The sequence below is a fragment of the Photobacterium sp. 2_MG-2023 genome (genome assembly GCF_030547675.1).
Taxonomy (GTDB): domain Bacteria; phylum Pseudomonadota; class Gammaproteobacteria; order Enterobacterales; family Vibrionaceae; genus Photobacterium; species Photobacterium arenosum.
Genome location: NZ_JAUOQQ010000015.1, coordinates 13,768 through 34,836 on the forward strand (window position 1 = coordinate 13,768; position 21,069 = coordinate 34,836).

A 21,069-nucleotide genomic window follows, 5' to 3' on the forward strand; every position below is an offset into this window, starting at 1 on the left:
GCCTCTCCAGGTTGCCAGCCGCACATTGGTAAGACTGTATGACAATACAAAATGATGAATTCCTGCTAGAAATGTCAGGGATCAGCAAGGAATTCCCCGGCGTAAAAGCGCTGGATAATGTGAATCTCAAAGTCCGTCCACATTCTATACATGCCTTGATGGGGGAGAACGGGGCTGGGAAATCGACTTTATTGAAGTGCCTGTTTGGTATTTACGAGAAAGATGAAGGTGAAATTGTTTTTCTGGGTAAATCGGTCAATTTCCACTCATCGAAACAAGCGCTGGAATCTGGCGTTTCTATGGTTCATCAGGAATTAAACCAGGTACTGCAACGTACCGTCATGGATAACATCTGGCTAGGCAGATATCCCAAGAAAGGGCTGTTTGTTGACCAGAGAAAAATGTATGAAGAAACCAAACGTGTTTTTGAAGAATTAGATATTAATATCGATCCAAAAGTAAAGGTTTCGACACTTTCTGTCTCTCAAATGCAAATGGTAGAGATAGCCAAAGCGTTTTCGTATAACGCCAAAATCGTGATTATGGATGAGCCAACTTCTTCTTTGACAGAAAAGGAAGTGAACCATCTTTTTACGATCATTAATAAACTAAAAGAAAAAGGCTGCGGCATTATTTATATATCGCATAAGATGGAAGAGATCTTTTCGATATGTGACGAAATTACGATATTACGAGACGGACAGTGGATTGATACCCGAGCGCTGGAAGGGCTGAGCATGGATGACATTATCAGTATGATGGTCGGCCGTGAACTGACGCAGCGTTTTCCTGAAAAAGATAACACACCGAAAGAGCCTATTCTGGAAGTGAATAACCTGACAGCACGCAATCAACCGTCGATTAAAGACGTCAGTTTTGAGTTACGTAAAGGCGAAGTGCTTGGCATTGCGGGTCTTGTGGGATCCAAACGTACAGATGTTGTTGAAACCTTGTTTGGAATTCGTGAGCGCAGTGAAGGGCAAATCCTGTTACACGGTAAGCCAATGGCTAACCGTGACGCCCATGAAGCCATTAAAAACGGGTTTGCCCTGGTGACAGAAGAGCGTCGTTCAACCGGGATATATGCCAACCTCGATATCCGTTTTAATGCTTTGATTGCCAACCTGGACGATTATAAGCAAAGTACAGGTTTACTCAGCAATAAAAAGATGTCGAGTGATACTCAATGGGTCATTGACTCTATGCGGGTAAAAACGCCTTCACATAAAACCACCATAGGTTCTTTATCTGGGGGTAATCAGCAAAAAGTCATTATCGGGCGCTGGTTATTAACCGGACCCGAAATACTGATGCTGGATGAACCCACTCGTGGTATTGATGTTGGCGCCAAGTTTGAAATTTATCAGCTGATTTTAGATCTGGCGAAAAAAGATAAAGGTATCATTATTATTTCATCTGAAATGCCTGAGTTGTTAGGGATAACAGATCGTATTTTGGTGATGAGTAATGGTCGTGCAGCAGGTATTGTCGAGACCAGAAATACGACACAAAATGAAATTCTCAGCCTTGCTTCCCGCTATCTGTAAGGGTTATTAACATGGATACATTAAAAAAATTAAGCATGATGCGCTACCTTAAAGCCGGCGGTATTTATGCAGTACTTTTTATTCTGCTCGCTATCATAGTGATTCAGGAACCGTCTTTTTTAAGTTTGAGAAACTTAAGTAATATTCTTACGCAGTCTTCTGTTCGTATCATTATTGCACTGGGTGTGGCTGGCCTGATTATTACTCAGGGCACAGACTTGTCAGCCGGCCGTCAGGTGGGACTGGCTGCGGTGCTGTCTGCGACTTTGCTGCAGGCATCAGATAACGTAAACAAAGTTTTCCCGGATCTGGGCCAGATCCCAATCGTTGCTGTCATTATTGCGGTTTGTGCCGTCGGCGCACTGATAGGTTTGGTGAACGGTTTTATTGTGGCCTACATGCGGGTAACGCCGTTTATTGCCACGCTGGGTACCATGATCATCGTATACGGGGTTAACTCGCTGTATTTTGACTCAGTGGGTGCCTCGCCAATTGCCGGTTTTGACCCGCGCTTTTCAGAGTTCGCTCAGGGTTTCATCAGGCTGGGTAGTTTCAGGCTTTCTTACCTGACTTTCTACGCCATTATTGCCATTGGCCTGGTGTGGGTACTGTGGAACAAAACGGTGTTTGGCAAGAATATTTTCGCTATTGGCGGTAACCCGGAAGCGGCGAAAGTCTCGGGTGTGAATGTGCCGGTTACACTGCTGAAGATTTACGCGCTGTCTGGTGTGTTTTACGCCTTTGGCGGCATGCTGGAAGCGGGGCGTATCGGCTCTGCAACCAACAACCTGGGCTTTATGTATGAGCTGGATGCCATTGCCGCCTGTGTGGTTGGTGGGGTGTCCTTCGCCGGTGGCGTCGGCAGTGTGATCGGTGTGGTAACCGGGGTGCTGATTTTTACCATCATCAATTATGGTATGACCTATATTGGTGTCAGCCCTTACTGGCAGTACATCATTAAAGGCGGCATCATCATCTTTGCGGTTGCCCTCGACTCAATGAAGTACGCGAACAAGAAATAAGCGAACCTTATGCAGACAGCCCATCAGTCTTTTTATCCTGGTGTTGCTGTCTGTGTGCATTGTTAACGAATCGGAAAATACTGAGGACACTCCATGCTGTCTTTTTCTGAGATTCTGGCGCGCCGTGATTGGGAAAACCCACATTCGGTTCAGAGAAACCGTATTCAGGCGCACAGCCCATTATTCAGTTATGCGTCTGAAACCGACGCTTTGCACCAAGGCGGCAGTAATCGCCGCACTCTCAATGGTGACTGGGCGATTACTTCAGCGTCAGCCGTTATCCGGCTCATATGCTGGCTCATGCTAAGCATGATCACCACCTCAAAGCCGATGGTCAGTGGTATGTACAGCTTGATCATCAGCACATGGGCGTGGGGGCGACGTCTCCTGGAGCCCGAGTGTGAAGCCGGATTATCTGCTCACACAGCCAGAATACCGCTACCAGCTTAGTTTTTCTTCTCAGGGAGATCAGTCCTGTTAGGGGAACTTTATGATAGACGTTTACATAGAGTTCACTTCGGATATTACGTGTATTTATAAGCTTTAATCTGAACATGAACTGTGATTTTCAATTAATTTTTGTAAACGTTTCCACTGTGTGAGAAAGGTAACAGTCTCCCTGAGCAGCGGATTGCTACACTGCTGCTCATTGTAGGTAATCACGATAAGTAAGGCATTCAGTCACTATGTTTACAGACGTATTTGATGCAAGCGAACATCCTCACCGGCGTTTGAACCCGCTGACCGGTCAGTGGGTTCTGGTGTCACCCCACCGTGCGAAAAGGCCTTGGCAGGGCGCAGATGAGGCGCCAGCGGCGGCACCGGATCAGGCTTACGACAGCGAGTGCTTCTTGTGCGCAGGCAATACCCGGGTGTCGGGCGATGTAAACCCGGCCTATACCGGGACTTATGTCTTCAATAATGATCACGCTGCGTTAATGCCAGACAGCCCGGTTGCCAGCAGCGAAGAAAGTAGCCTGTTTCAGTTTGAATCCGTTCAGGGTCTGAGCCGGGTGGTGTGTTTCTCGCCGGACCACAGTAAAACGCTGCCTGAATTGCCCTTGTCGGCAATTACCGGGCTAGTGAATACCTGGAACAGTCAGATCGAAGAGCTAGGTCAGCGCTTTCTCTGGGTACAGGCTTTTGAAAACAAAGGCGCTATTATGGGTTGTTCGCAGCCTCACCCGCACGGGCAGATATGGGCCAACAGTTTTCTGCCCAACGAAGTGGCGGTGAAAGATCAGTATCAGCGCGACTATTTCCACCGACACGGCAGGCCGTTGCTGGTGGATTACGTCAACTCGGAACTGGCAGATGGCAGCAGGACGGTGGTGGAGACCGGGCACTGGCTGGCAGTCGTCCCTTATTGGGCCGCCTGGCCGTTTGAAACCCTGCTGCTGCCGAAAACCCACATTCGTCGCATGAGTGAACTTTCTGCTGAACAGCGGGAAGATCTGGCACTGGCGCTGAAAAAGCTCACCAGTCGCTATGACAACCTGTTCCGGTGTCCATTCCCATATTCGATGGGATGGCATTTCGCCCCTTTCTTTGAGCACAGCGACACTGACAGTAATGTTCTGGACCACTGGCAATTGCACGCCTTGTTTTACCCGCCATTGTTGCGCTCAGCGAGTGTGAAGAAATTCATGGTTGGCTACGAAATGCTGGCAGAAAGCCAGCGTGACTTAACACCCGAACAGGCCGCAGAAAGACTGCGGGCTGTCAGCGATGTCCACTATCGCGAACAAAACACCAGTAAGGAAAAGCAGTAATGACGACAAACAGCCGGGAAGAACAGCTAGCCAGTAGCCTTGTCATCGCCTTTGCTGAGGGGTTTGGTTATGCGCCGTCACACCTGATTCAGGCGCCGGGACGCGTTAATTTGATTGGTGAGCACACAGATTACAATGATGGCTTTGTCCTGCCGTGTGCCATTGATTATCAGACCATGGTGGCTGCCGCCCGACGTGACGATCAGTGTGTCAGGGTGATGGCAATCGACTACCAGGGCGAGCTGAATACGTTCGATCTTTCTCAACCATTGGTGTTTGACAAAGATTGCCTGTGGGTCAACTACATTCGTGGCGTGATTGACTGCTTGCAGTCACGAGGCTGTCAACTGGGTGGTATTGATATTGCGGTCAGCGGTAATGTCCCTCAGGGGGCAGGGCTGAGCTCATCCGCGGCGCTGGAAGTGGTCATAGGGCAGACCTTTAACACCTTGTTCGGTTTGTCACTGACACAGCAGGAGATCGCGTTAATTGGTCAGCAGGCTGAGAACCAGTTTGTCGGATGCAATTGCGGCATCATGGATCAGCTGATTTCTGCCGAAGGTGAAGCGGGGCATGCGCTGTTAATCGACTGCCGTTCTTTAGACACCAAAGCCGTGTCTCTGCCGCCTGAGTTGGCGGTGGTGATTATCAACAGTAACAAAAAGCGTGGATTAGTCGGCAGTGAATACAATACCCGACGTCAGCAATGCGAAGCGGCTGCCCATGCCTTTGGTGCTAAAGCATTACGGGATGTGGACATAGCAACATTTCTCAGCAAGGTGGATCAACTCGAAGAAAAGGTTGCCCGTCGTGCCAGACATATTATTACTGAGAATGTGCGTACCCTGCGTGCGGCTGAAGCCTTAGAGCAGGGAGATCTGGCAACGCTAGGCCAACTGATGGCGGAATCTCATCAATCTATGCGGGATGATTTTGAAATCACAGTACCGGAAATCGACACCCTGGTTGATATTGTGAAAGCAGCAATCGGCGAGCGGGGCGGCGTGCGTATGACAGGCGGCGGTTTTGGCGGATGCGTGGTCGCGCTGGTGCCTGCGGAACTGGTCGCCCCAGTACAGCAGGCGGTTGAGACCCAGTACCAAAACGCAACCGGGCTTAGGGCCAGCATCTATGTCTGCCAGCCAATGGCTGGTGCTGGTGTCCTGAAAAACGTTTCGCTGCAGCAGGTTCTACTCAATGCTCAGTGATGACTATGTACAGCAACTGGCTGCCAGCCTGACCTCAGAGGTCACCGACGATGGGCAACCGGCTCGGGTGTTCACTTTATCCAATCGCAGTGGCATGACAGCGACTTTCATGGACATGGGGGCAACCTGGTTAAGTTGCACCTTGCCGCTGCGTTGCGGTCGGCGTGAAGTGTTGCTGGGCTGCCGCACTCTGGCCGATTACCAGCGTCAGACAGCGTATCTCGGCGCCACGGTGGGACGTTTTGCTAACCGGATCAGCAACAGTCAGTTCAGCCGCAATGGCAAAGTTTTCAGTCTGCTGGCGAATCAAAATGCACATTGCCTGCACGGCGGCCCGCACGGATTTGATAAGCAGCGCTGGCAGGCGGATCAATGTTCTGATTCCTCGATACGCTTCAGTTTGCCATCACCGGCTGGCGATCAGGGCTTCCCCGGCCATTTGACGTTATCCGTGACGGTGTCACTCAGTGAGTCTAACCAGGTGATCTTTGACTACCAGGCACAAGCGGATGAAGACACGCCAGTGAATCTCACCAATCATGCCTATTTTAATCTGTCAGGGGCTGAGTCAGGTTCCGATTGTCTGGATCATTGTCTCACCGTCAAGGCGCAGCACTATGCCGTGACAGATGCGGATATGATTCCGACCGGTGAACTGCGCGCGGTAGCCGGAACCGGATTCGATTTTGGCAAGGGAAAGCCAGTTCGCCAGGATTTGCTGCTGGATGCGGATCAGCAACTGGCCGGCGGTTATGACCATGCCTTTGTACTCAATGATGAAGCCATTGGTACGGGAACAGCCGTTGAACTGATCTCGGGAGATAAACGGGTATCAATGACAGTGATGACCACTAAGCCCGCGGTTCAGATTTATACCGGCAATGCACTGGCAGGCACTCCCGGACGTGATGGGTGCTATCAACAGTATCAGGGCATTGCGATTGAAACCCAATATTTACCGGACTCTCCCAATCACCCGGAATGGCACTTCAGTGATTCCTGGCTGATTGCGGGGGACCGCTATCAGCACACGACCTGTTATCAGTTTGATTTTGAGTAAAGGTATGTCCGGCTTTGCAGCCGGTTGGTGATTTCTCTGGGGGGGGGATGAAATCATATCAGCGAGTGTGCGGGTTGCCACTCGCTTTTTTCAATCCGTTAATTCGTTCATTCCGTTAATGCGCGTACGGATAAGCGACGCACAAGAGTTGGGGCATATAAACGGCTGTCAGGGCTGATGGCTTCATTTCTGGCTAATTTCATCGACAAAATGGCAGCTTGCTCGGCCATGATCTGAATGGGATAGCGAACGGTTGTCAATTTCGGATGCAGGTATCGTGCTAGCGCGCCATCGTCAAAACCAACAAGCGACATCTCCTCTGGTGTTCGGATGCCATTTTCATCCAGCACTGAGAGCACGCCCGCGGCCATGAAGTCGTTATAGGTGACAATCGCTGTAATTGGCAGATTTTTCGCGAGCAGGTTAATGGCTGCGCTTTCACCGCCTTCACCATCCGGTGAACCAAACTCAATATAACTTTCACGAAATGGAATGCCGTGTTCTTCCAGTGCTTTTTCGTATCCGTTTCTGCGCTGTTCTCTGTCTTCGATATCATGGTTTGAACTGACATAGCCAATCTGCTGGTGGCCGTGCGAAATGAGAAATTTGGTGGCCAGATACGTGCCGCGTTCGTTATCAAGGGCGATGCAACGGTTGGCAATCTCAGGAATAAATCGGTTGATGAGCACCATGCTGGGAATCTCACGCGCAAATTCGATTAACTCGTCATTGCTGAGTGCTTTACTGTGGATGACGTAGGATTCACACCGGCTGTTGAGCAGCAGTTCTATGGCTTCGCGCTCTTGTTCAGCATTGTGGTATCCGTTACCGATCAGCAGATGTTTCTTTTCCTGTCGGGTAATACCATCAATCGCTTTGACCATAGCGCCAAAGAAGGGATCCGAGACATCACCAGCGAGTACGCCCAAGGTGTTGGTGCTTTGGTTAACGAGCGCTCTGGCGTTGGCGTTGGGCCGGTAACCCAGTGTGCGCATGGCCTGACTGACAGCATCAACGGCTGTCTGACTGGCTTTAGGTGATTTATTGATAACACGGGAAACGGTCGCAACAGACACACCCGCGTGTTTTGCGACATCTTTGATAGTTGCCATGGTGACCTCATTCAATATTCCAGTCTATTAAACAACGCGGGTGTAATGGTTTCAATCAAAGAATATCAACCAATTGTGACCATGGCACAACTTAATGAATAAAATAGTATTTATTTAGTGTAACCGTTTACTTACATGCCGGAAAAAGCGGCCGGAATCTATCGCAAGCCGCCAGTCTGGTCAGCCTGCGAAAGAGAGTGCGGATAAAGAGTGCTGGTTGGATCAATAACGATTGATAGTAATATCAGAAATATAACCGTGTTCAGCATGTTGCAGCGCTTTTTTTAACATGGCGGCGGTTTCTTCAGGTGGCATGAAACTGCTGATATCCATCTCTTTACCACTGCTGGCCCAGAATTCGGTTGCCATGCCGCCAGGGTACACCCCAACCAGTTTCATTGGTTTACCTGCCAGTTCCAGCCGGGCTGATTCCACCAATCCCTTTACTCCCCATTTGGCAGCGCAATAGGTTGACTCGCCGGCTTTCGCCACCTGAGCCGCTGTCGACATAACAATAGCGCAGGTCAGGGGAGTATTACGGTAGCGTTGAATCGCTTCCCGCAGGAAATAGGTTGCAGACAGCAGGTTATTGCTGATCAACTGCGCTATGGCGTCGGGCTCTTGTTTCTCCAGCGAGCCGAAATAGCCACTGCCCGCACAGAAAATAATGGTCTCAGGTGCTGATGGCAGTTTATCGAACAGAGATGACACCGAGCTGGCATCTGAAAGATCGGCAGTAAGGGTGCAGATATTGGCAGGCTGACATTGACGGGCGATGTTATGTAAGCGCTCGTCGTTTCGGCCTGTCAGTGTCAGCGTGTGGCCATCGGCAGCATAAGAGGCAGCCAGAGCTGCACCCAGTCCACTGCTGGCGCCTGTGATCAGAATCATTGTTATCCTCTGCTTTTATCAGGGTTTATTCGGCAAAGTATAGCGATATTTTGATTGACGGGCAGGGTTGGTAGCATGCTGATGGTTATCAATATAAGGTGGGTTTTCCTGATAACACAGCGCATCGTAAGCCTCGGCCATGGTGCGAACATTGTGGTGTTGCAAAATATAGCGGCGAGGGCTGATGCCTGGTTTCTTAAGCAGCGCAGTATGGATTTGGTAAATAAGCGTCCGTTCATCGTCAGTATTGAGCGGGATACCATTTAACGGACAAAGGACATCGCTGCAGGCTCCCATATCGGTCAGTGCCGCAGGTATTCCACAGGATTGTGCTTCAAGGGGAGAAACAGAGTAGTCCTCCTCTTCAGAGGTAATACAGAACAGATCCAGCGCCTGATAAAATTCCGACATGTTTTCGACATGGCCCATGAAATGAACACGGTGGCTCAGCGATAGCTTTATTGCCAGCATATGCAGCGATCGCGCCAGACCACCTTCCCCTGCCAGGGTCAGATGCACATTCTCCGGTAAATGACTCAGGGCATGTATCAATAAATGATGCCGCTTTTCCGGGATCAGTCTGCCTGCTGTGCCTATGATTTTCGCCCCTGTGGGTAAGCCCAGCCTGAGCCGGGCTAGGCCCTGATTGCCAGGCTGGAATCGCTGAGTATCAACACCGTGCGGAATCGTGGTGATATCCCGGCAGCTAAGAGATGTTTGTAACCTGTCATTCATTCTGCCGCCGCTGGTAACCACCACAGGTTGCATACAACTCAGAGCCATTTTCAGCAAGCGCGGGTGTTTAGGTTCTTCTTCCAGCCAGTTGTCGTGCTCGCTGTGTATTAAGGTTTTGACGCCGGCCAGCCTGGCTGCAATACCTGCCTGATATAAAGCAGTGCTTTGATGGGTATGCACAACACCTGCGTTGTATGCACGAAACAGTTTTACCAGAGTGCGAATAACGTTTGCAGCCGTTTCAGATTCTGCATCAAGGAAGATCAGTTTATCGATGACATTTTTCAGGTAAGGCCACCTTTCAAGTGATTCACTCATCGTCCCTTCCAGACAGACGATAAAGCGTCTTTGCCGCAAGGCAGAGAATTGCTGAATGTTCACTGCTGTAATGCCCACCATTCCCGGTGTTAAGTGCTTTACAACCTGAATAACAGCATTCATAGCGACCGCCTTACAACACCTGCCTGTATAGGATGAAGCAAGAGTTATACCAGTAATAATGCGGCTGGAGGCGCCTGTTAGTGTCCGGGGCAGGCTGCGAATAGGGTGAAATTCGCATTCTGCAAACCAAGTTGGGAATGGCAACTGAGATTGAAATCAATGTGCAATTTATCAATGAAGGATGACATTAACCACATGTCTGCATTTCTTGTCCTGCTGGTGTGTTTTTCTGGTCTAAGCTGGAAAGAGTTTTTCCAGGCTCAGGGTGTCTGCTTAGTGGTTAAAGCTGTTTGGACAATGTATGGATCAAGGGCTATGGAATAAGCGTTATGGAACAAGGACAGGCAGTGGCATCGCTCTGCCACAATTATCTCAGTTCAGGAGAAAAATACGCATGGCTACCATTAGTGTAAACACATCGAATCAAACAGAAATCACGCTTAAGAATGATGCTGAGTCCAGCAGTCAAGTCGCTCTGGCGGCATTCAACGGCAGGGCATACATGGCTTATCGTGGCTGGGGGAGCTCTAAAAGCCTGTATATATGCTCCACTGCCGACGGGGTTAGCTGGTCTCAGCAAACGGATATTACCGACGATAATGGCGCGAAAACCCAGAATAGCCCTGCGCTGGCGGCATTCAATGGCAGACTGTATCTGGCCTATCAGGGCTCAGGTTCCGATAGCATTTATATCTGCTCAAGTGCAGATGGCGTCAATTTTGGTGATCAAACAAAAATCACCTCACAGAATGATGCTGAAACCGATTCCCAGCCAGCACTTGCCGCATTTAACGGTCGGCTTTATTTGGCATACCGGGGAGAGGATTTATCGAATAGCCTTTATGTTTGTTCATCGGCAAACGGTACCGACTGGGATTCACAGGTGAATGTCAGCGACCAGAATGGCGCGGCAACCACAACAACAGCCGGCCCATCGTTAGCGCCTTTCAACGGGAAACTGTTTTTAGGCTGGGAAGGGGCGGGCGGAACGGCAATTAATGGTTCGGCCATTTACGTGTGCTCTTCTTCTGACGGGCTAGAGTGGGGGCCGCAAACCAACCTGGAAGATGCAAACGGGGCAGAAGGCTATGACGGTGTGTCGCTGGCGGCAACCAGTGATACTTTATTCGCGCTCTACCACGGTGCCCACACCGCACAGCTATATGGTTGTGCTTTTAATGGCACCACCTGGAGTACCAATCAGATTGATTTTACAGAAGCCAATGGAGCGGGATCTCAGTGCGGCCCTGCCTTAGCAGCATTAAACAATACGTTTTATGCTGCCTATCCCGGCATATTACCTTCAAATGATCTGTGGGATTTCACTTTTACAGTGAACTGGAACAACGCGTAAAACTAATCTGCAGGCAAACAAAAAGCCCGTTCTTTCGAACGGGCTTCTCTGTATGGTGCGTCTGAGTGGACTCGAACCACCGACCCCCGCCATGTCAAGGCGATACTCTAACCAGCTGAGCTACAGACGCTTTATTCAGTTTTTGCTTCAACACGCTTTGGCATATTGAAAAAATTTGGTGCGTCTGAGTGGACTCGAACCACCGACCCCCGCCATGTCAAGGCGATACTCTAACCAGCTGAGCTACAGACGCATATTTTAAGTTATTCTAATGCAGGATTTGGTACGACCGAGTGGACTCGAACCACCGACCCCCACCATGTCAAGGTGGTGCTCTAACCAGCTGAGCTACGGTCGTATCACTAAATCGTCCTGCTTGAGAACGGGGTGAATATTAGCGATTCACACCCACTGGCGCAAGTGTTTGAGTTGGCTTTTTTTATTTTTCGTGACTGTTTGATTGTTACTTGTACTGCCTGACGCTGAATCAGGCACTGAGTGGTTGTTTTCAGAGTAAAAATTATTGCAAAAGCTCATGATCCGGCGGCAGTAAGCGGGAGATCCAGATAGCCAGTTTATGCTTCATATTGGGGCCGTCTTCCTGATCGGGAGAAAGCGGGGTAATTTGCTTAACATCAACCAGTAACCGGTAGATACATTCCACTTTTTCTTTATCTGAAATGCCTTTGTCGAACTCTTCGTAACCCTGCTTTTTGGCAAAGGCGATGCCTATTTCCATGGCTTTCTTAATCAGTTTTTGTTCGTTTTTGATTTTTTTCATTCGATCTCGTTCCCTGATTGTGGCCTGTATGTAAAGCATAGTAGTGGCGTTGATTTTTTGAGCTCATGGTCATTCATCTGTAAGGCAGTTAACGGTGTTTCGGCAAGGCGATGAAAATGAACGGCAAAGACCAGCTACCCTATGGCTGTCCGACGTTTATCCCACAACGCTTGAACAAGGTCTGCCAGTATGAGACGTGGTTGAGAGTAGCGTCACGAAATTGGCGGTGTATGTCACCGTCAATATAGAAGCTGTGATAATCGGCGAGCGCAGCAGGGCGGTTGGGGATAGCAAACAAGGTTTGCAGATCCGGCTGAATATCCTGGTAGCGGGCATCAAGCGAGGCAAGGTATGGCTGAATATCCGTAATGAAAAATTTATAGAAAACGTTCTCCAGAAAGTTGGCTTTCTGCTGGTTTCGGTTAGGGCCGCACACGACTGTGGCGTCGTTTTGGCTCAGCAGGGAGGTTGTGGTGTTCAGCCAGTCAGTGGCACGGGCCATAGAGTAAAAAAGCTGACCAAGAAAACGTGATCTGTGGATGTTCTCTTCGTAGCTGATCAGGCGTTCAGCGGACTGGGCCGATACGCTATGCTGGGCCGAAATCTGGCTGGCAATGTGCGCTAAACCACTTATCGCCTGCAGGGTAGCGGTGGCATCTGGAATTGTGTTCAGCGAAAAAGCGAAGTGTGCCGGCTTGAATTGTTTTTGCCATTCTTCACCAGTGAGCAGCATGTTCCACAGGTATTTAGGCAGGTCATCTTTTTTCGTGGTCTGAACTTCTATCAACTGCACTTTGAGATCATTGTCTTCGGGCAAAGTCGCGATACAGTGGCCGATACCGTCTAATAACAGCAGTTCGTAGCGTAGCTGACGGGTTCTGTCCTGCACTTTTCCCAGTACAGAGTTGCGCTCTGCGATGAGATGAAACAAGCCGCATTTTCTGAGTTCATAGGCATCAATCAGTCCCATTCGTACATCTTCAGTGCGCTGTAGCAAATCACTGACGTCGGGTAGTGGCGGGAGCCGGGTATCCGGCTCTTTCGGGGAGCTCACATCCAGCACAGAGGCCAGACGATCAGCATAGTCCGCAAACTGGTTATCTGAGGACTGACGGTCACAACCGGCCAGTATAATGAGCAGGCTGAGCAATGCGAGCTGAATCAGCAGCTTGTTTATGTTAAGCGGATTTAAAAGAAAGCGTCGGCGCATGATCGTTATTCTGGGATTTTTATAACAGTATAAGCTAACAGATTGAGTTTTCAGATAAAGAAAAGGCAGCGCTTGCTGCCTTAGGAAGGGTGGGAGTTCGATTATTGTACCGACATTGCCAGTTGGAAATCATGGTCTTGACGTTGCAGCCAAAGCAGCCGCACTGTCAGCATTAATGCTGCAGCGGTTAAGCCAACAATCGTACCAATCCAGAAGCCGTGTGGCCCCATTGGTGCGGCGAACAGGTTTGTCATACCGAGTACATACCCGATTGGCAGACCAAAAACCCAATAGGCGATAAAGGTGCGGATAAAAATGGCACGCATATCTTTGTAACCACGCAGTGCCCCTGCAGCAACCACTTGAACGGCATCACTGCACTGGTAAACGGCCGCAAGGAACAAGAGCTGAGTTGCCAGCATAATAACGTCGGAGTTGTCGGTATATAACAAGCCTATCTGTTCGCGGAAAATGATCGTCAAAACAGCCGTCGCAACCGAAATAGCCACGCCAACCCAGATACCGCAGTGGCTGGAAATTTTCGCACCATCAAAGTTTTGCTCACCTAACTGGTGTCCGACACGGATGCTGACTGCAGCACCTAAACTCATTGGTAACATGAAGACCAGCGAAGAGAAGTTGATGGCAATCTGGTGGGCGGCGACAACAATCGAACCCAGAGGCGCAATCAGCAGTGCAATTGCCGCAAAGATTGAAACTTCAAAAAATAATGCGGCTGCAATCGGAAAACCAAGCTTGAACTGACGCACAATAGCTTTCAACTCTGGGCGATACCAGGTGCGGAATAGCCCAACGCGGTTGAGTTTTCGGTTCATCAGTACATAAACCAGCATCGAGAAGTACATCAGCCAGTACACAATGGCAGTGGCAACACCGCAGCCGATTCCGCCAAGCGCCGGAGCGCCGAATTTACCGTAAACAAAGATCCAGTTAAGCGGAATGTTGGCTAACAACCCGATGAAACCAATCACCATACCGGGAACGGTCAGCGACAGGCCTTCAGAAAAGCTGCGCAATGCCTGAAACAGCAGCAGGGCCGGAACAGCATAAAGAACGGCGTGTAAGTAACCAATGGTTTTCTCTGCCAGTACAGGTTCGACGGCCATGTAATCAATTAAGATGCCCGCATTATAGAGCACCAGTATGATTGGGACTGACAAGAGTAAAGACAATACAAAGCTTTGTTGAACCTGAAACGGAATTTTGTCTTTCTGGCCAGAACCGTTGAGCTGGGCCACAATGGGCACCATCGCAAATAGCACACCAATGCCAAACAGAATGGCAGGCATCCAGACACTGGAGGCGACCGAGACAGCGGCCATATCGGTGGCACTGACTCCACCAGCCATCACAGTATCAATAAAACTCATTGCCGTCTGTGCGACAGAGGCGATCAAAACAGGAATAGCGAGTTTTAACAGTCGCTTAGTTTCTAGACGATAAAGATGCACGAAATGCTCCAGAGGGCAGGTAATCTATTATTGGAATAATCTTCACAGTGGATTATATCGGCTTCACTGATACTGACAATGATTTATTCAATCTGTATCACAATTCAGCACTTCTCTGCTTTTTTTTGTGTTGCCGCACTGTTTGAGGTTATCACAATGCAGCGGGACTGCAGGACTGGCTAAGTAAAACGGGTCAATGTTAGGATGCTGGGCAGAGATTCATTGTGCAGCGCAGCATGTTGTTGCAATCCGATTAGGCGAGTGACCATCGCTTTCAGGTTCAGTTCTCTGGAGGGGAAATGTTTACAGGTATTATTCAGTGTACGGCTGAAATTATTGAAATTAAAAAGAAAAAAGATTTTCAGACTCACGTTATTCAAATGCCGGATGATCTGCTGCCAGGATTGGAAATTGGCGCCTCTGTAGCCCATAACGGCTGTTGTCTGACGGTAACGCAGATCAATGGAAATCATGTTTCTTTCGATCTGATGCAGGAAACACTTCGTGTCACCAACCTGGGTTTGCTCAGTCCCGGTGATGCAGTGAACATTGAACGAGCGGCTAAGTTTGGCGATGAGATTGGTGGCCATAGTATGTCGGGACATATCATGACCACAGCGGTGGTTGATGAGGTCATTGAAACAGAAAACAATCATCAGATTTGGTTTTCTCTGCCTGCCGCCCTGATGAAATATGTGTTTACTAAGGGGTATATCGGCATCGACGGGGCCAGCCTGACTATTGGCGATGTGGAAGGCCAGCGATTTAACGTCAACCTGATCCCGGAAACCCTGAACAGGACAAACCTGTCAGCGCGCCAAAAAGGCGATGTGATCAATATAGAGATTGATCCTCAGACGCAGGCTGTGGTGGATACGGTGGAAAGGGTGATGGTAGCGAGAGGCTAAAGGAAATCATTTGCATCAATCCACACGCCCTCTCATCAGAGGGGCGTGTGGATTCGAACGTTAAAAAATCTGCTCGTCGTCAGCGTCTACAAACAGGTGAATGGTTTTGTGTAATTCATCCACCTGCATGTTCAAGTGGATCGCATGGCAACACGCGGGGCAATCATCGTAAAATTCCTGACTGCCGGCACTGCTGTCCAGGGTAATTCGGATATGGTGGCCACAATGCGGACAAGTCACACTCTGTTCACTATAGTTCTTCATTTTCTGCTCCTTACATTATGTACCTGATACTGATTGGCACATTCATACCGCTGCCAGTGTCCATACTGGAGAGTCTTGACTCTTTCGCCTTAGAAGCCATTGACGGGTTGGAAATCAGACGTTGTTTCTTACCGGACAATCGCACCAATAACGATGGGTATAGGTTTGCTAACCGTTAAGTTAATCCTAGCGATATGGATTAGTTTTTGCCGTGAATTAACTGCAAACTTTGAATTGCTGAGAAGTTTTAACGGAGGGGGCTTTGTCGCTTAGAAAGTTGATAAGAACAAAGTAGACAAGCTAAGGGTAATGTGAAGCTGACTGACAGAAAATGGGTCTATAGTGACGCTTTTGATGTCAGAATGGATGAATGTTTTGTGAAATAGAATGATCAGCCTATTTGTGATTCGCGACAAACAGACCAATCATTCTTCAAGCTGATTAAAGGCTGGCTATTAATTCTTTGTTTACTTCGAGCAGCGAGTTAAGTTTTCTGTCTGCGATCGACCAACGCAGATCGGAACGGTGTTGCTGTTCTGGCACTACGATACTTTTCATGCGGGCAGCTTTGACGGCCAGCAAGCCGTTAAGTGAATCTTCAAAGGCCACACAGTGGTGAGGTTCAACACCCAGTTCATCGGCGGCATTCAGGTACACTTCCGGGTGAGGCTTACCAAAACGAAGGTGCTCGGCAGAGAACAAGGCACTGAAATGATCTGTCAGTGACAGGGCATCTAAGGTGGCATGAATCAGGCTCATAGGTGAAGACGAGGCCAGAGCAATGGTTATGCCCATATCCTGGCACGTCTGTATGGCTTCGCGCACACCAGGCAGCATAGGTTTGTGCTCTTGAACCAGTTCTTCCACACGTTTGGTGATCAGGGTGTTGACGTCCTGGCAAGTCGGGCCTTGCCATGGCTGGCGCTCGAACCAGAGATCAACAATGTGATCGATTCGCAACCCCATGGTTTCCAGCGTTTCCTGCTGTGAAATCGTGACACCCAGTGAAGAGAATACCTCGACCTGAGCACGTTGCCAGAAAGGTTCTGAGTCGACCAGAAGGCCATCCATATCAAAGATTGCGGCTTTTAACATACTGTTCCTGTCTTGAGCTGAAAGGATAAAGAATGTGAACTTTATCACTTCAACTCTGCAGACGGTAGCCTGGATTACCCTTTAATTGCTACTCAGATTAAGCCTGCGAATACAGCGTTCAGCCTGATCCAGATATTCGCCACCAAAGAGATTGCAGTGGTTCAGCAGGTGGTAAAGGTTGTACAGGTCGCGACGTTGTTTGTAGCCGTCATCCAGCGGAAATACAGACTGATAGCCATTGTAGAAACTGTCGGGAAATCCGCCGAACAGCTCTGTCATAGCAATGTCGCATTCCCTGTCACCCCAGTAGCAGGCGGGGTCATAAATGACCGGGCCATCTACACTGAGTGCTGTATTTCCATGCCATAAATCGCCATGCAGCAGGGAAGGTTTTGGCTGATGTGCCGACAAGATGTCAATCACATTGCCTGTGATGACATCAATACTGCCAAAATCGATGCCTTTCTCCTCACAGATTTGCAATTGCCAGGCAATCCGCTGTTCTGCGAAAAAGCGACACCATTTTCGTCGCCACTGATTGGGCTGAGGAGTCAGGCCAATGAAATTGTCTATGTCGAAGCCGTATTCAGGCTGTTCGCCCCATTTATGAAGGTGCGCCAGTTGCTGGCCAAGTGTGTGGGCCGATTCGGTGTCCAGACTTTTCATGGGCATGAAATCGAGGACGAGGAAGGCTTTATCCCGGCTTATGCCCATATGCCGGCTTGTAGGCACTGATACTGAGTTTGTTTCCTGCAGGACGCGCAGATTTTCCGCTTCTGCTTCAAAAACGGGAAGCTGCTCTTTCTCATTAAGCTTGATGAAGTACCTTTGATCGCCATCGCTGATACAATAGCATTCGTTGACGTCCCCCCCAGTGAGCGTATTCCGCTCACGAATGGTAAAAGGTTGATCAAGTACGTCTGATAGCTGATGGGAAATCGCTTGCCACATAGCATCCTCCGGGCACAAACCAGTTTGGGTACAAATCATAATAAACAATAATACAGCGCCTGGGCTGGATTATATAAAGACAGTGACGCCAAATCTGTTGGGGCAATTCTATGGATGCAAGTAGATTCTGGTTCTGTGAACCTGAACGAGCCATGCTCACCGCTATCCCTGACTGACGTGATTATAGTGATTTTTTGTCAGTCGCCCCGCGCTTTACCTCATCACAGCATAGACTATATGTTTGCCGATTAGCTGACTTAAATAACAAAAACAGTCAATTGAAAAGTGCAGGGCAGCAAAATTCATATCAAAGCAGTTTTTAATAACAGAATCAGATAAAAAAAGCCGGGAGAGAACCCGGCTTGGTTGTTTCGCTGAATTTGGTGGCTTTGAATCAGAGACTTGGCAGTAAAGATTCTGGCTTCAGATCGTTATAGCTTGCTTCAAGCAGCAGCGGCAAACGCATTTTGTCCGGTAGGATATCTAGTTGAAACATAGTCATTGTTCCGGCTCGAATTATTTGTCAGTGATCGTTGGCAGATCAAGGCCCTGTTCTTTGGCACAGTTGATCGCAATGTCGTAGCCGGCATCAGCGTGACGCATCACACCAGTGCCCGGGTCGTTACGCAGTACGCGGCGGATGCGCTCTTCGGCTTCATCGGTACCGTCACACACGATCACCATGCCTGAATGCTGAGAGAAGCCCATACCTACGCCACCACCGTGGTGCAGAGAAACCCAGGTCGCACCGGATGCCGTGTTCAGCAGGGCATTGAGCAGTGGCCAGTCGGATACAGTGTCTGAACCGTCCATCATGCCTTCCGTTTCGCGGTTAGGGCTGGAGACAGAGCCTGAATCCAGGTGGTCACGGCCAATCACAACAGGCGCTTTCAGTTCGCCGTTACGCACCATTTGGTTGAATGCCAGACCCAATCGCGCACGGTCTTTCAGGCCCACCCAGCAGATACGTGCCGGCAGCCCCTGGAACTGAATACGCTCGCGTGCCATGTCCAGCCAGTTGTGCAGATGCGGGTTATCCGGGATCAGCTCTTTGACCTTCTGATCGGTTTTGTAGATGTCTTCCGGATCGCCGGACAGGGCAGCCCAGCGGAACGGACCCACGCCTTCACAGAACAGCGGGCGAATATAAGCCGGCACGAATCCCGGGAAGTCGAATGCGTTTTCAACGCCTTCTTCCAGCGCCATCTGGCGAATGTTGTTGCCGTAATCGACGGTTGCAGAACCCGCTTTTTGCAGATCCAGCATCGCCTGTACCTGAACTGCCATTGATGCTTTTGCTGCTTTGACCACCGCGGCTTCGTCTTGCAGACGCATTTCTGCCGCATGTTCCATGCTCCAGCCCTGAGGCAGGTAGCCATTCAGCGGATCGTGGGCTGATGTCTGGTCAGTGGTGCAGTCTGGTACGATGCCGCGCTTCACCAGCTCAGGGAAGACATCAGCCGCGTTACCCAGCAGGCCAACAGAAACCGGCTTGCCGGTTTGTTTGGACTCTTCAATGATAGCCAGTGCTTCGTCCAGCGTGGTGGCTTTACAGTCCACATAACCGGTACGCAGACGGTAATCGATACGTGATTCATCACACTCAACGGCGATCATAGAGAAACCAGCCATGGTGGCCGCCAGAGGCTGAGCACCGCCCATGCCGCCCAAGCCGCCGGTCAATACCCAGCGACCGGAGGCATCGCCATTGAAATGCTTGCGCGCCATAGCAACAAAGGTTTCGTAGGTGCCCTGGACGATGCCTTGCGAGCCGATATAGATCCAGCTGCCCGCGGTCATCTGGCCGTACATCATCAGGCCTTTTTTATCCAGCTCGTTGAAGTGCTCCCAGTTCGCCCAGTGTGGCACGATATTGGAGTTGGCAATCAGTACGCGAGGCGCGTTGCTGTGCGTTTTGAACACCCCGACAGGTTTACCGGACTGCACCAGCAGGGTTTCGTCATCTTCCAGACGCTTCAGAACTTCAACAATCTTGTCATAACATTCCCAGTTACGGGCTGCACGGCCAATACCACCATAGACCACCAGAGAGTGAGGGTGTTCAGCCACATCAGGGTGCAGGTTATTCATCAGCATACGCAGCGGTGCTTCTGTCAGCCATGACTTGGCATTCAGTTTGGTGCCAGTCGGTGCTTCTATGGTGCGTGTCGTGTCCAGACGTGAATTCTGTTGTTGCGTCATTTTGCTCTCCTTGCCGCTCTCCGGTTAACGAATAGCGCGGGCGATTGTCCAGGCAAGCCGTGCAGCTAACCGTGCAGTTTGATTATCAATGTCAAAACGTGGGTTGTACTCAGCCAGATCCGCGACCAGGATCTTCGATTCTCCTTTCGGCGTTCTGGCTTTTAATATCGGTTCCAGCAGCATTTCAACGATGTCTAATGGCACACCGCGCGCAGCCGGGGCACTGACCCCCGGTGCCACGGAGGCCGGGAAAACGTCCAGATCAATGGTCAGATAGAGGTAATCACACTGATCAATAAATCGCTGCAGCTCTGTCAGTGTCGGTTCCATCTTGTGATGAACCAGTTCATGGTCATCTTTGTAAAGCACCCCTAAACGGTCGGCTTTTTCATACAGCGCCTGGGTGTTACTGGTACGCGCCAGTCCCAGGCAGGCATATTTGAATGGCCAGTTATGCATTTCGCAGAAACGGGCAGCCTGATGGAACGGGGTGCCTGAGCTGCCTTTCTCCGACTGCTTGCCACCCGGCGGATTACGCAGGTCGAAGTGAGCATCAAAGTTGATGATGCCGACACGCGGCGGTTGCTGTGCTTCATTCTCGTTGCCGGCAACATGCTGCTTTTGCACCAGATAATTGCCTATGCCCTGAAACGATCCCCAGGCCACTTCATGCCCGCCGCCAAATACGATCACTTTGTGGCGCTGACGCAGGGCGCGGCTTACATCTTCTGCCAGCCGGTATTGCGCCAGTTCCAGATTGCTGTCGTCGCAGCTGATGTTGCCGCCGTCATAAACGGGCTCTTCGTGGTGCCAGGCCAGATTGGCCAATGCGCGGCGTATCGCGATCGGAGCATCATAAGCGCCGGTACGGCCTTTGTTACGAGAGACACCTTCATCACAGGCGAAGCCGAGCAGCATGATGCCGCTTTCATTGGCATTGTCGGCTGGTTGCACTTTCTGGTGCCAGCGCAGGCCTTTGTTACCGTCTTCAGGATCACTGCGTCCTTGCCAGACACTCATATCAATAGGCATACAGCCTCCTGT

19 protein-coding genes and 3 tRNA genes are annotated in these 21,069 nt (G+C 49.9%); 8 read left to right on the top strand and 14 right to left on the bottom strand.

Annotated elements, in window-relative coordinates; translation table 11 throughout:
- The first annotated feature begins 38 nt into the window (after positions 1 to 38).
- The 6 genes from mglA (at position 39) to galM (ending at position 6,609) form a co-directional block, all read left to right on the top strand.
- Positions 39 to 1,547, top strand: coding sequence for a galactose/methyl galactoside ABC transporter ATP-binding protein MglA (gene mglA / locus Q4491_RS13200; protein ID WP_303458059.1), 1,509 nt, complete (start codon positions 39 to 41; stop codon positions 1,545 to 1,547).
- 11 nt (positions 1,548 to 1,558) lie between these two features.
- Positions 1,559 to 2,569 carry a galactose/methyl galactoside ABC transporter permease MglC gene (mglC, locus tag Q4491_RS13205; RefSeq protein WP_303458061.1) on the top strand — a complete coding sequence of 337 codons (1,011 nt, stop codon included), beginning with the start codon at positions 1,559 to 1,561 and terminating at the stop codon, positions 2,567 to 2,569.
- Between the two features lie 290 nt (positions 2,570 to 2,859).
- Positions 2,860 to 2,973 (top strand): hypothetical protein, encoded by a 114-nt coding sequence (locus Q4491_RS13210; RefSeq protein ID WP_303458063.1) that lies wholly within the window; start codon positions 2,860 to 2,862, stop codon positions 2,971 to 2,973.
- Between the two features lie 282 nt (positions 2,974 to 3,255).
- Positions 3,256 to 4,341: a UDP-glucose--hexose-1-phosphate uridylyltransferase gene (locus Q4491_RS13215; RefSeq protein WP_303458065.1), complete on the top strand. Its 1,086-nt coding sequence runs from the start codon at positions 3,256 to 3,258 to the stop codon at positions 4,339 to 4,341.
- A complete protein-coding gene (gene galK / locus Q4491_RS13220; RefSeq protein ID WP_303458068.1) occupies positions 4,341 to 5,549 on the top strand; it encodes a galactokinase in 1,209 nt (402 codons plus the stop codon). The genes Q4491_RS13215 and galK overlap by 1 nt, the downstream gene beginning before the upstream one ends.
- Complete coding sequence (gene galM / locus Q4491_RS13225; protein WP_303458069.1) at positions 5,539 to 6,609, top strand: galactose-1-epimerase; 1,071 nt, start codon at positions 5,539 to 5,541, stop codon at positions 6,607 to 6,609. Before galK ends, galM begins: the two co-directional genes overlap by 11 nt.
- Positions 6,610 to 6,716: 107 nt before the next feature.
- On the opposite strand, the gene Q4491_RS13230 is transcribed toward galM, so the two are convergent.
- From Q4491_RS13230 to Q4491_RS13240, 3 genes are all read right to left on the bottom strand, one after another.
- Positions 6,717 to 7,721: a substrate-binding domain-containing protein gene (locus tag Q4491_RS13230; RefSeq protein WP_303458071.1), complete on the bottom strand. Its 1,005-nt coding sequence runs from the start codon at positions 7,719 to 7,721 to the stop codon at positions 6,717 to 6,719.
- Between the two features lie 222 nt (positions 7,722 to 7,943).
- Positions 7,944 to 8,612 carry an SDR family NAD(P)-dependent oxidoreductase gene (locus tag Q4491_RS13235; RefSeq protein ID WP_303458073.1) on the bottom strand — a complete coding sequence of 223 codons (669 nt, stop codon included), beginning with the start codon at positions 8,610 to 8,612 and terminating at the stop codon, positions 7,944 to 7,946.
- 18 nt (positions 8,613 to 8,630) lie between these two features.
- Positions 8,631 to 9,788, bottom strand: coding sequence for a glycosyltransferase (locus Q4491_RS13240; protein ID WP_303458075.1), 1,158 nt, complete (start codon positions 9,786 to 9,788; stop codon positions 8,631 to 8,633).
- Between the two features lie 394 nt (positions 9,789 to 10,182).
- Here Q4491_RS13240 and Q4491_RS13245 point away from each other — a divergent pair, with 394 nt between their 5' ends.
- Entirely contained in the window at positions 10,183 to 11,142 is a 960-nt protein-coding gene (locus Q4491_RS13245; RefSeq protein WP_303458077.1) for a hypothetical protein, read from the top strand.
- Between the two features lie 53 nt (positions 11,143 to 11,195).
- On the opposite strand, the gene Q4491_RS13250 is transcribed toward Q4491_RS13245, so the two are convergent.
- The 6 genes from Q4491_RS13250 to Q4491_RS13275 all read right to left on the bottom strand — a co-directional run bounded on the left by Q4491_RS13250 (position 11,196) and on the right by Q4491_RS13275 (position 14,605).
- A tRNA-Val gene (locus Q4491_RS13250) sits at positions 11,196 to 11,272 on the bottom strand.
- Between the two features lie 46 nt (positions 11,273 to 11,318).
- Positions 11,319 to 11,395, bottom strand: a tRNA-Val gene (locus Q4491_RS13255).
- A gap of 28 nt (positions 11,396 to 11,423) precedes the next feature.
- Positions 11,424 to 11,500, bottom strand: a tRNA-Val gene (locus Q4491_RS13260).
- Positions 11,501 to 11,662: 162 nt separating this feature from the next.
- Positions 11,663 to 11,923: a DUF5062 family protein gene (locus Q4491_RS13265; RefSeq protein WP_303458079.1), complete on the bottom strand. Its 261-nt coding sequence runs from the start codon at positions 11,921 to 11,923 to the stop codon at positions 11,663 to 11,665.
- A 139-nt stretch (positions 11,924 to 12,062) separates the two neighbouring features.
- Entirely contained in the window at positions 12,063 to 13,133 is a 1,071-nt protein-coding gene (locus tag Q4491_RS13270; protein ID WP_303458080.1) for a DUF3080 domain-containing protein, read from the bottom strand.
- Positions 13,134 to 13,234: 101 nt separating this feature from the next.
- Positions 13,235 to 14,605: an MATE family efflux transporter gene (locus tag Q4491_RS13275; RefSeq protein WP_303458082.1), complete on the bottom strand. Its 1,371-nt coding sequence runs from the start codon at positions 14,603 to 14,605 to the stop codon at positions 13,235 to 13,237.
- A gap of 299 nt (positions 14,606 to 14,904) precedes the next feature.
- On the opposite strand from Q4491_RS13275, the gene Q4491_RS13280 reads away from it, so the two are divergent.
- Positions 14,905 to 15,513 carry a riboflavin synthase subunit alpha gene (locus Q4491_RS13280; protein ID WP_218386003.1) on the top strand — a complete coding sequence of 203 codons (609 nt, stop codon included), beginning with the start codon at positions 14,905 to 14,907 and terminating at the stop codon, positions 15,511 to 15,513.
- Between the two features lie 60 nt (positions 15,514 to 15,573).
- Here Q4491_RS13280 and Q4491_RS13285 read toward each other — a convergent pair whose 3' ends face one another.
- The 5 genes from Q4491_RS13285 to hutG all read right to left on the bottom strand — a co-directional run bounded on the left by Q4491_RS13285 (position 15,574) and on the right by hutG (position 21,057).
- A complete protein-coding gene (locus Q4491_RS13285; protein WP_027252104.1) occupies positions 15,574 to 15,777 on the bottom strand; it encodes a CPXCG motif-containing cysteine-rich protein in 204 nt (67 codons plus the stop codon).
- 441 nt (positions 15,778 to 16,218) lie between these two features.
- Positions 16,219 to 16,872, bottom strand: a complete 654-nt coding sequence (gene hxpB, locus Q4491_RS13290; RefSeq protein ID WP_192016722.1) for a hexitol phosphatase HxpB — start codon at positions 16,870 to 16,872, stop codon at positions 16,219 to 16,221.
- 81 nt (positions 16,873 to 16,953) lie between these two features.
- On the bottom strand, positions 16,954 to 17,823 hold the full coding sequence (locus Q4491_RS13295) for a fructosamine kinase family protein (RefSeq protein ID WP_303458088.1): 870 nt from the start codon (positions 17,821 to 17,823) through the stop codon (positions 16,954 to 16,956).
- 516 nt (positions 17,824 to 18,339) lie between these two features.
- The gene (gene hutU, locus Q4491_RS13300) at positions 18,340 to 20,025 is read right to left on the bottom strand and encodes a urocanate hydratase (protein WP_303458090.1); all 1,686 of its coding nucleotides are present in this window, start codon (positions 20,023 to 20,025) and stop codon (positions 18,340 to 18,342) included.
- Positions 20,026 to 20,049: 24 nt separating this feature from the next.
- Entirely contained in the window at positions 20,050 to 21,057 is a 1,008-nt protein-coding gene (gene hutG / locus Q4491_RS13305; RefSeq protein WP_303458092.1) for a formimidoylglutamase, read from the bottom strand.
- Positions 21,058 to 21,069 lie beyond the last annotated feature (12 nt).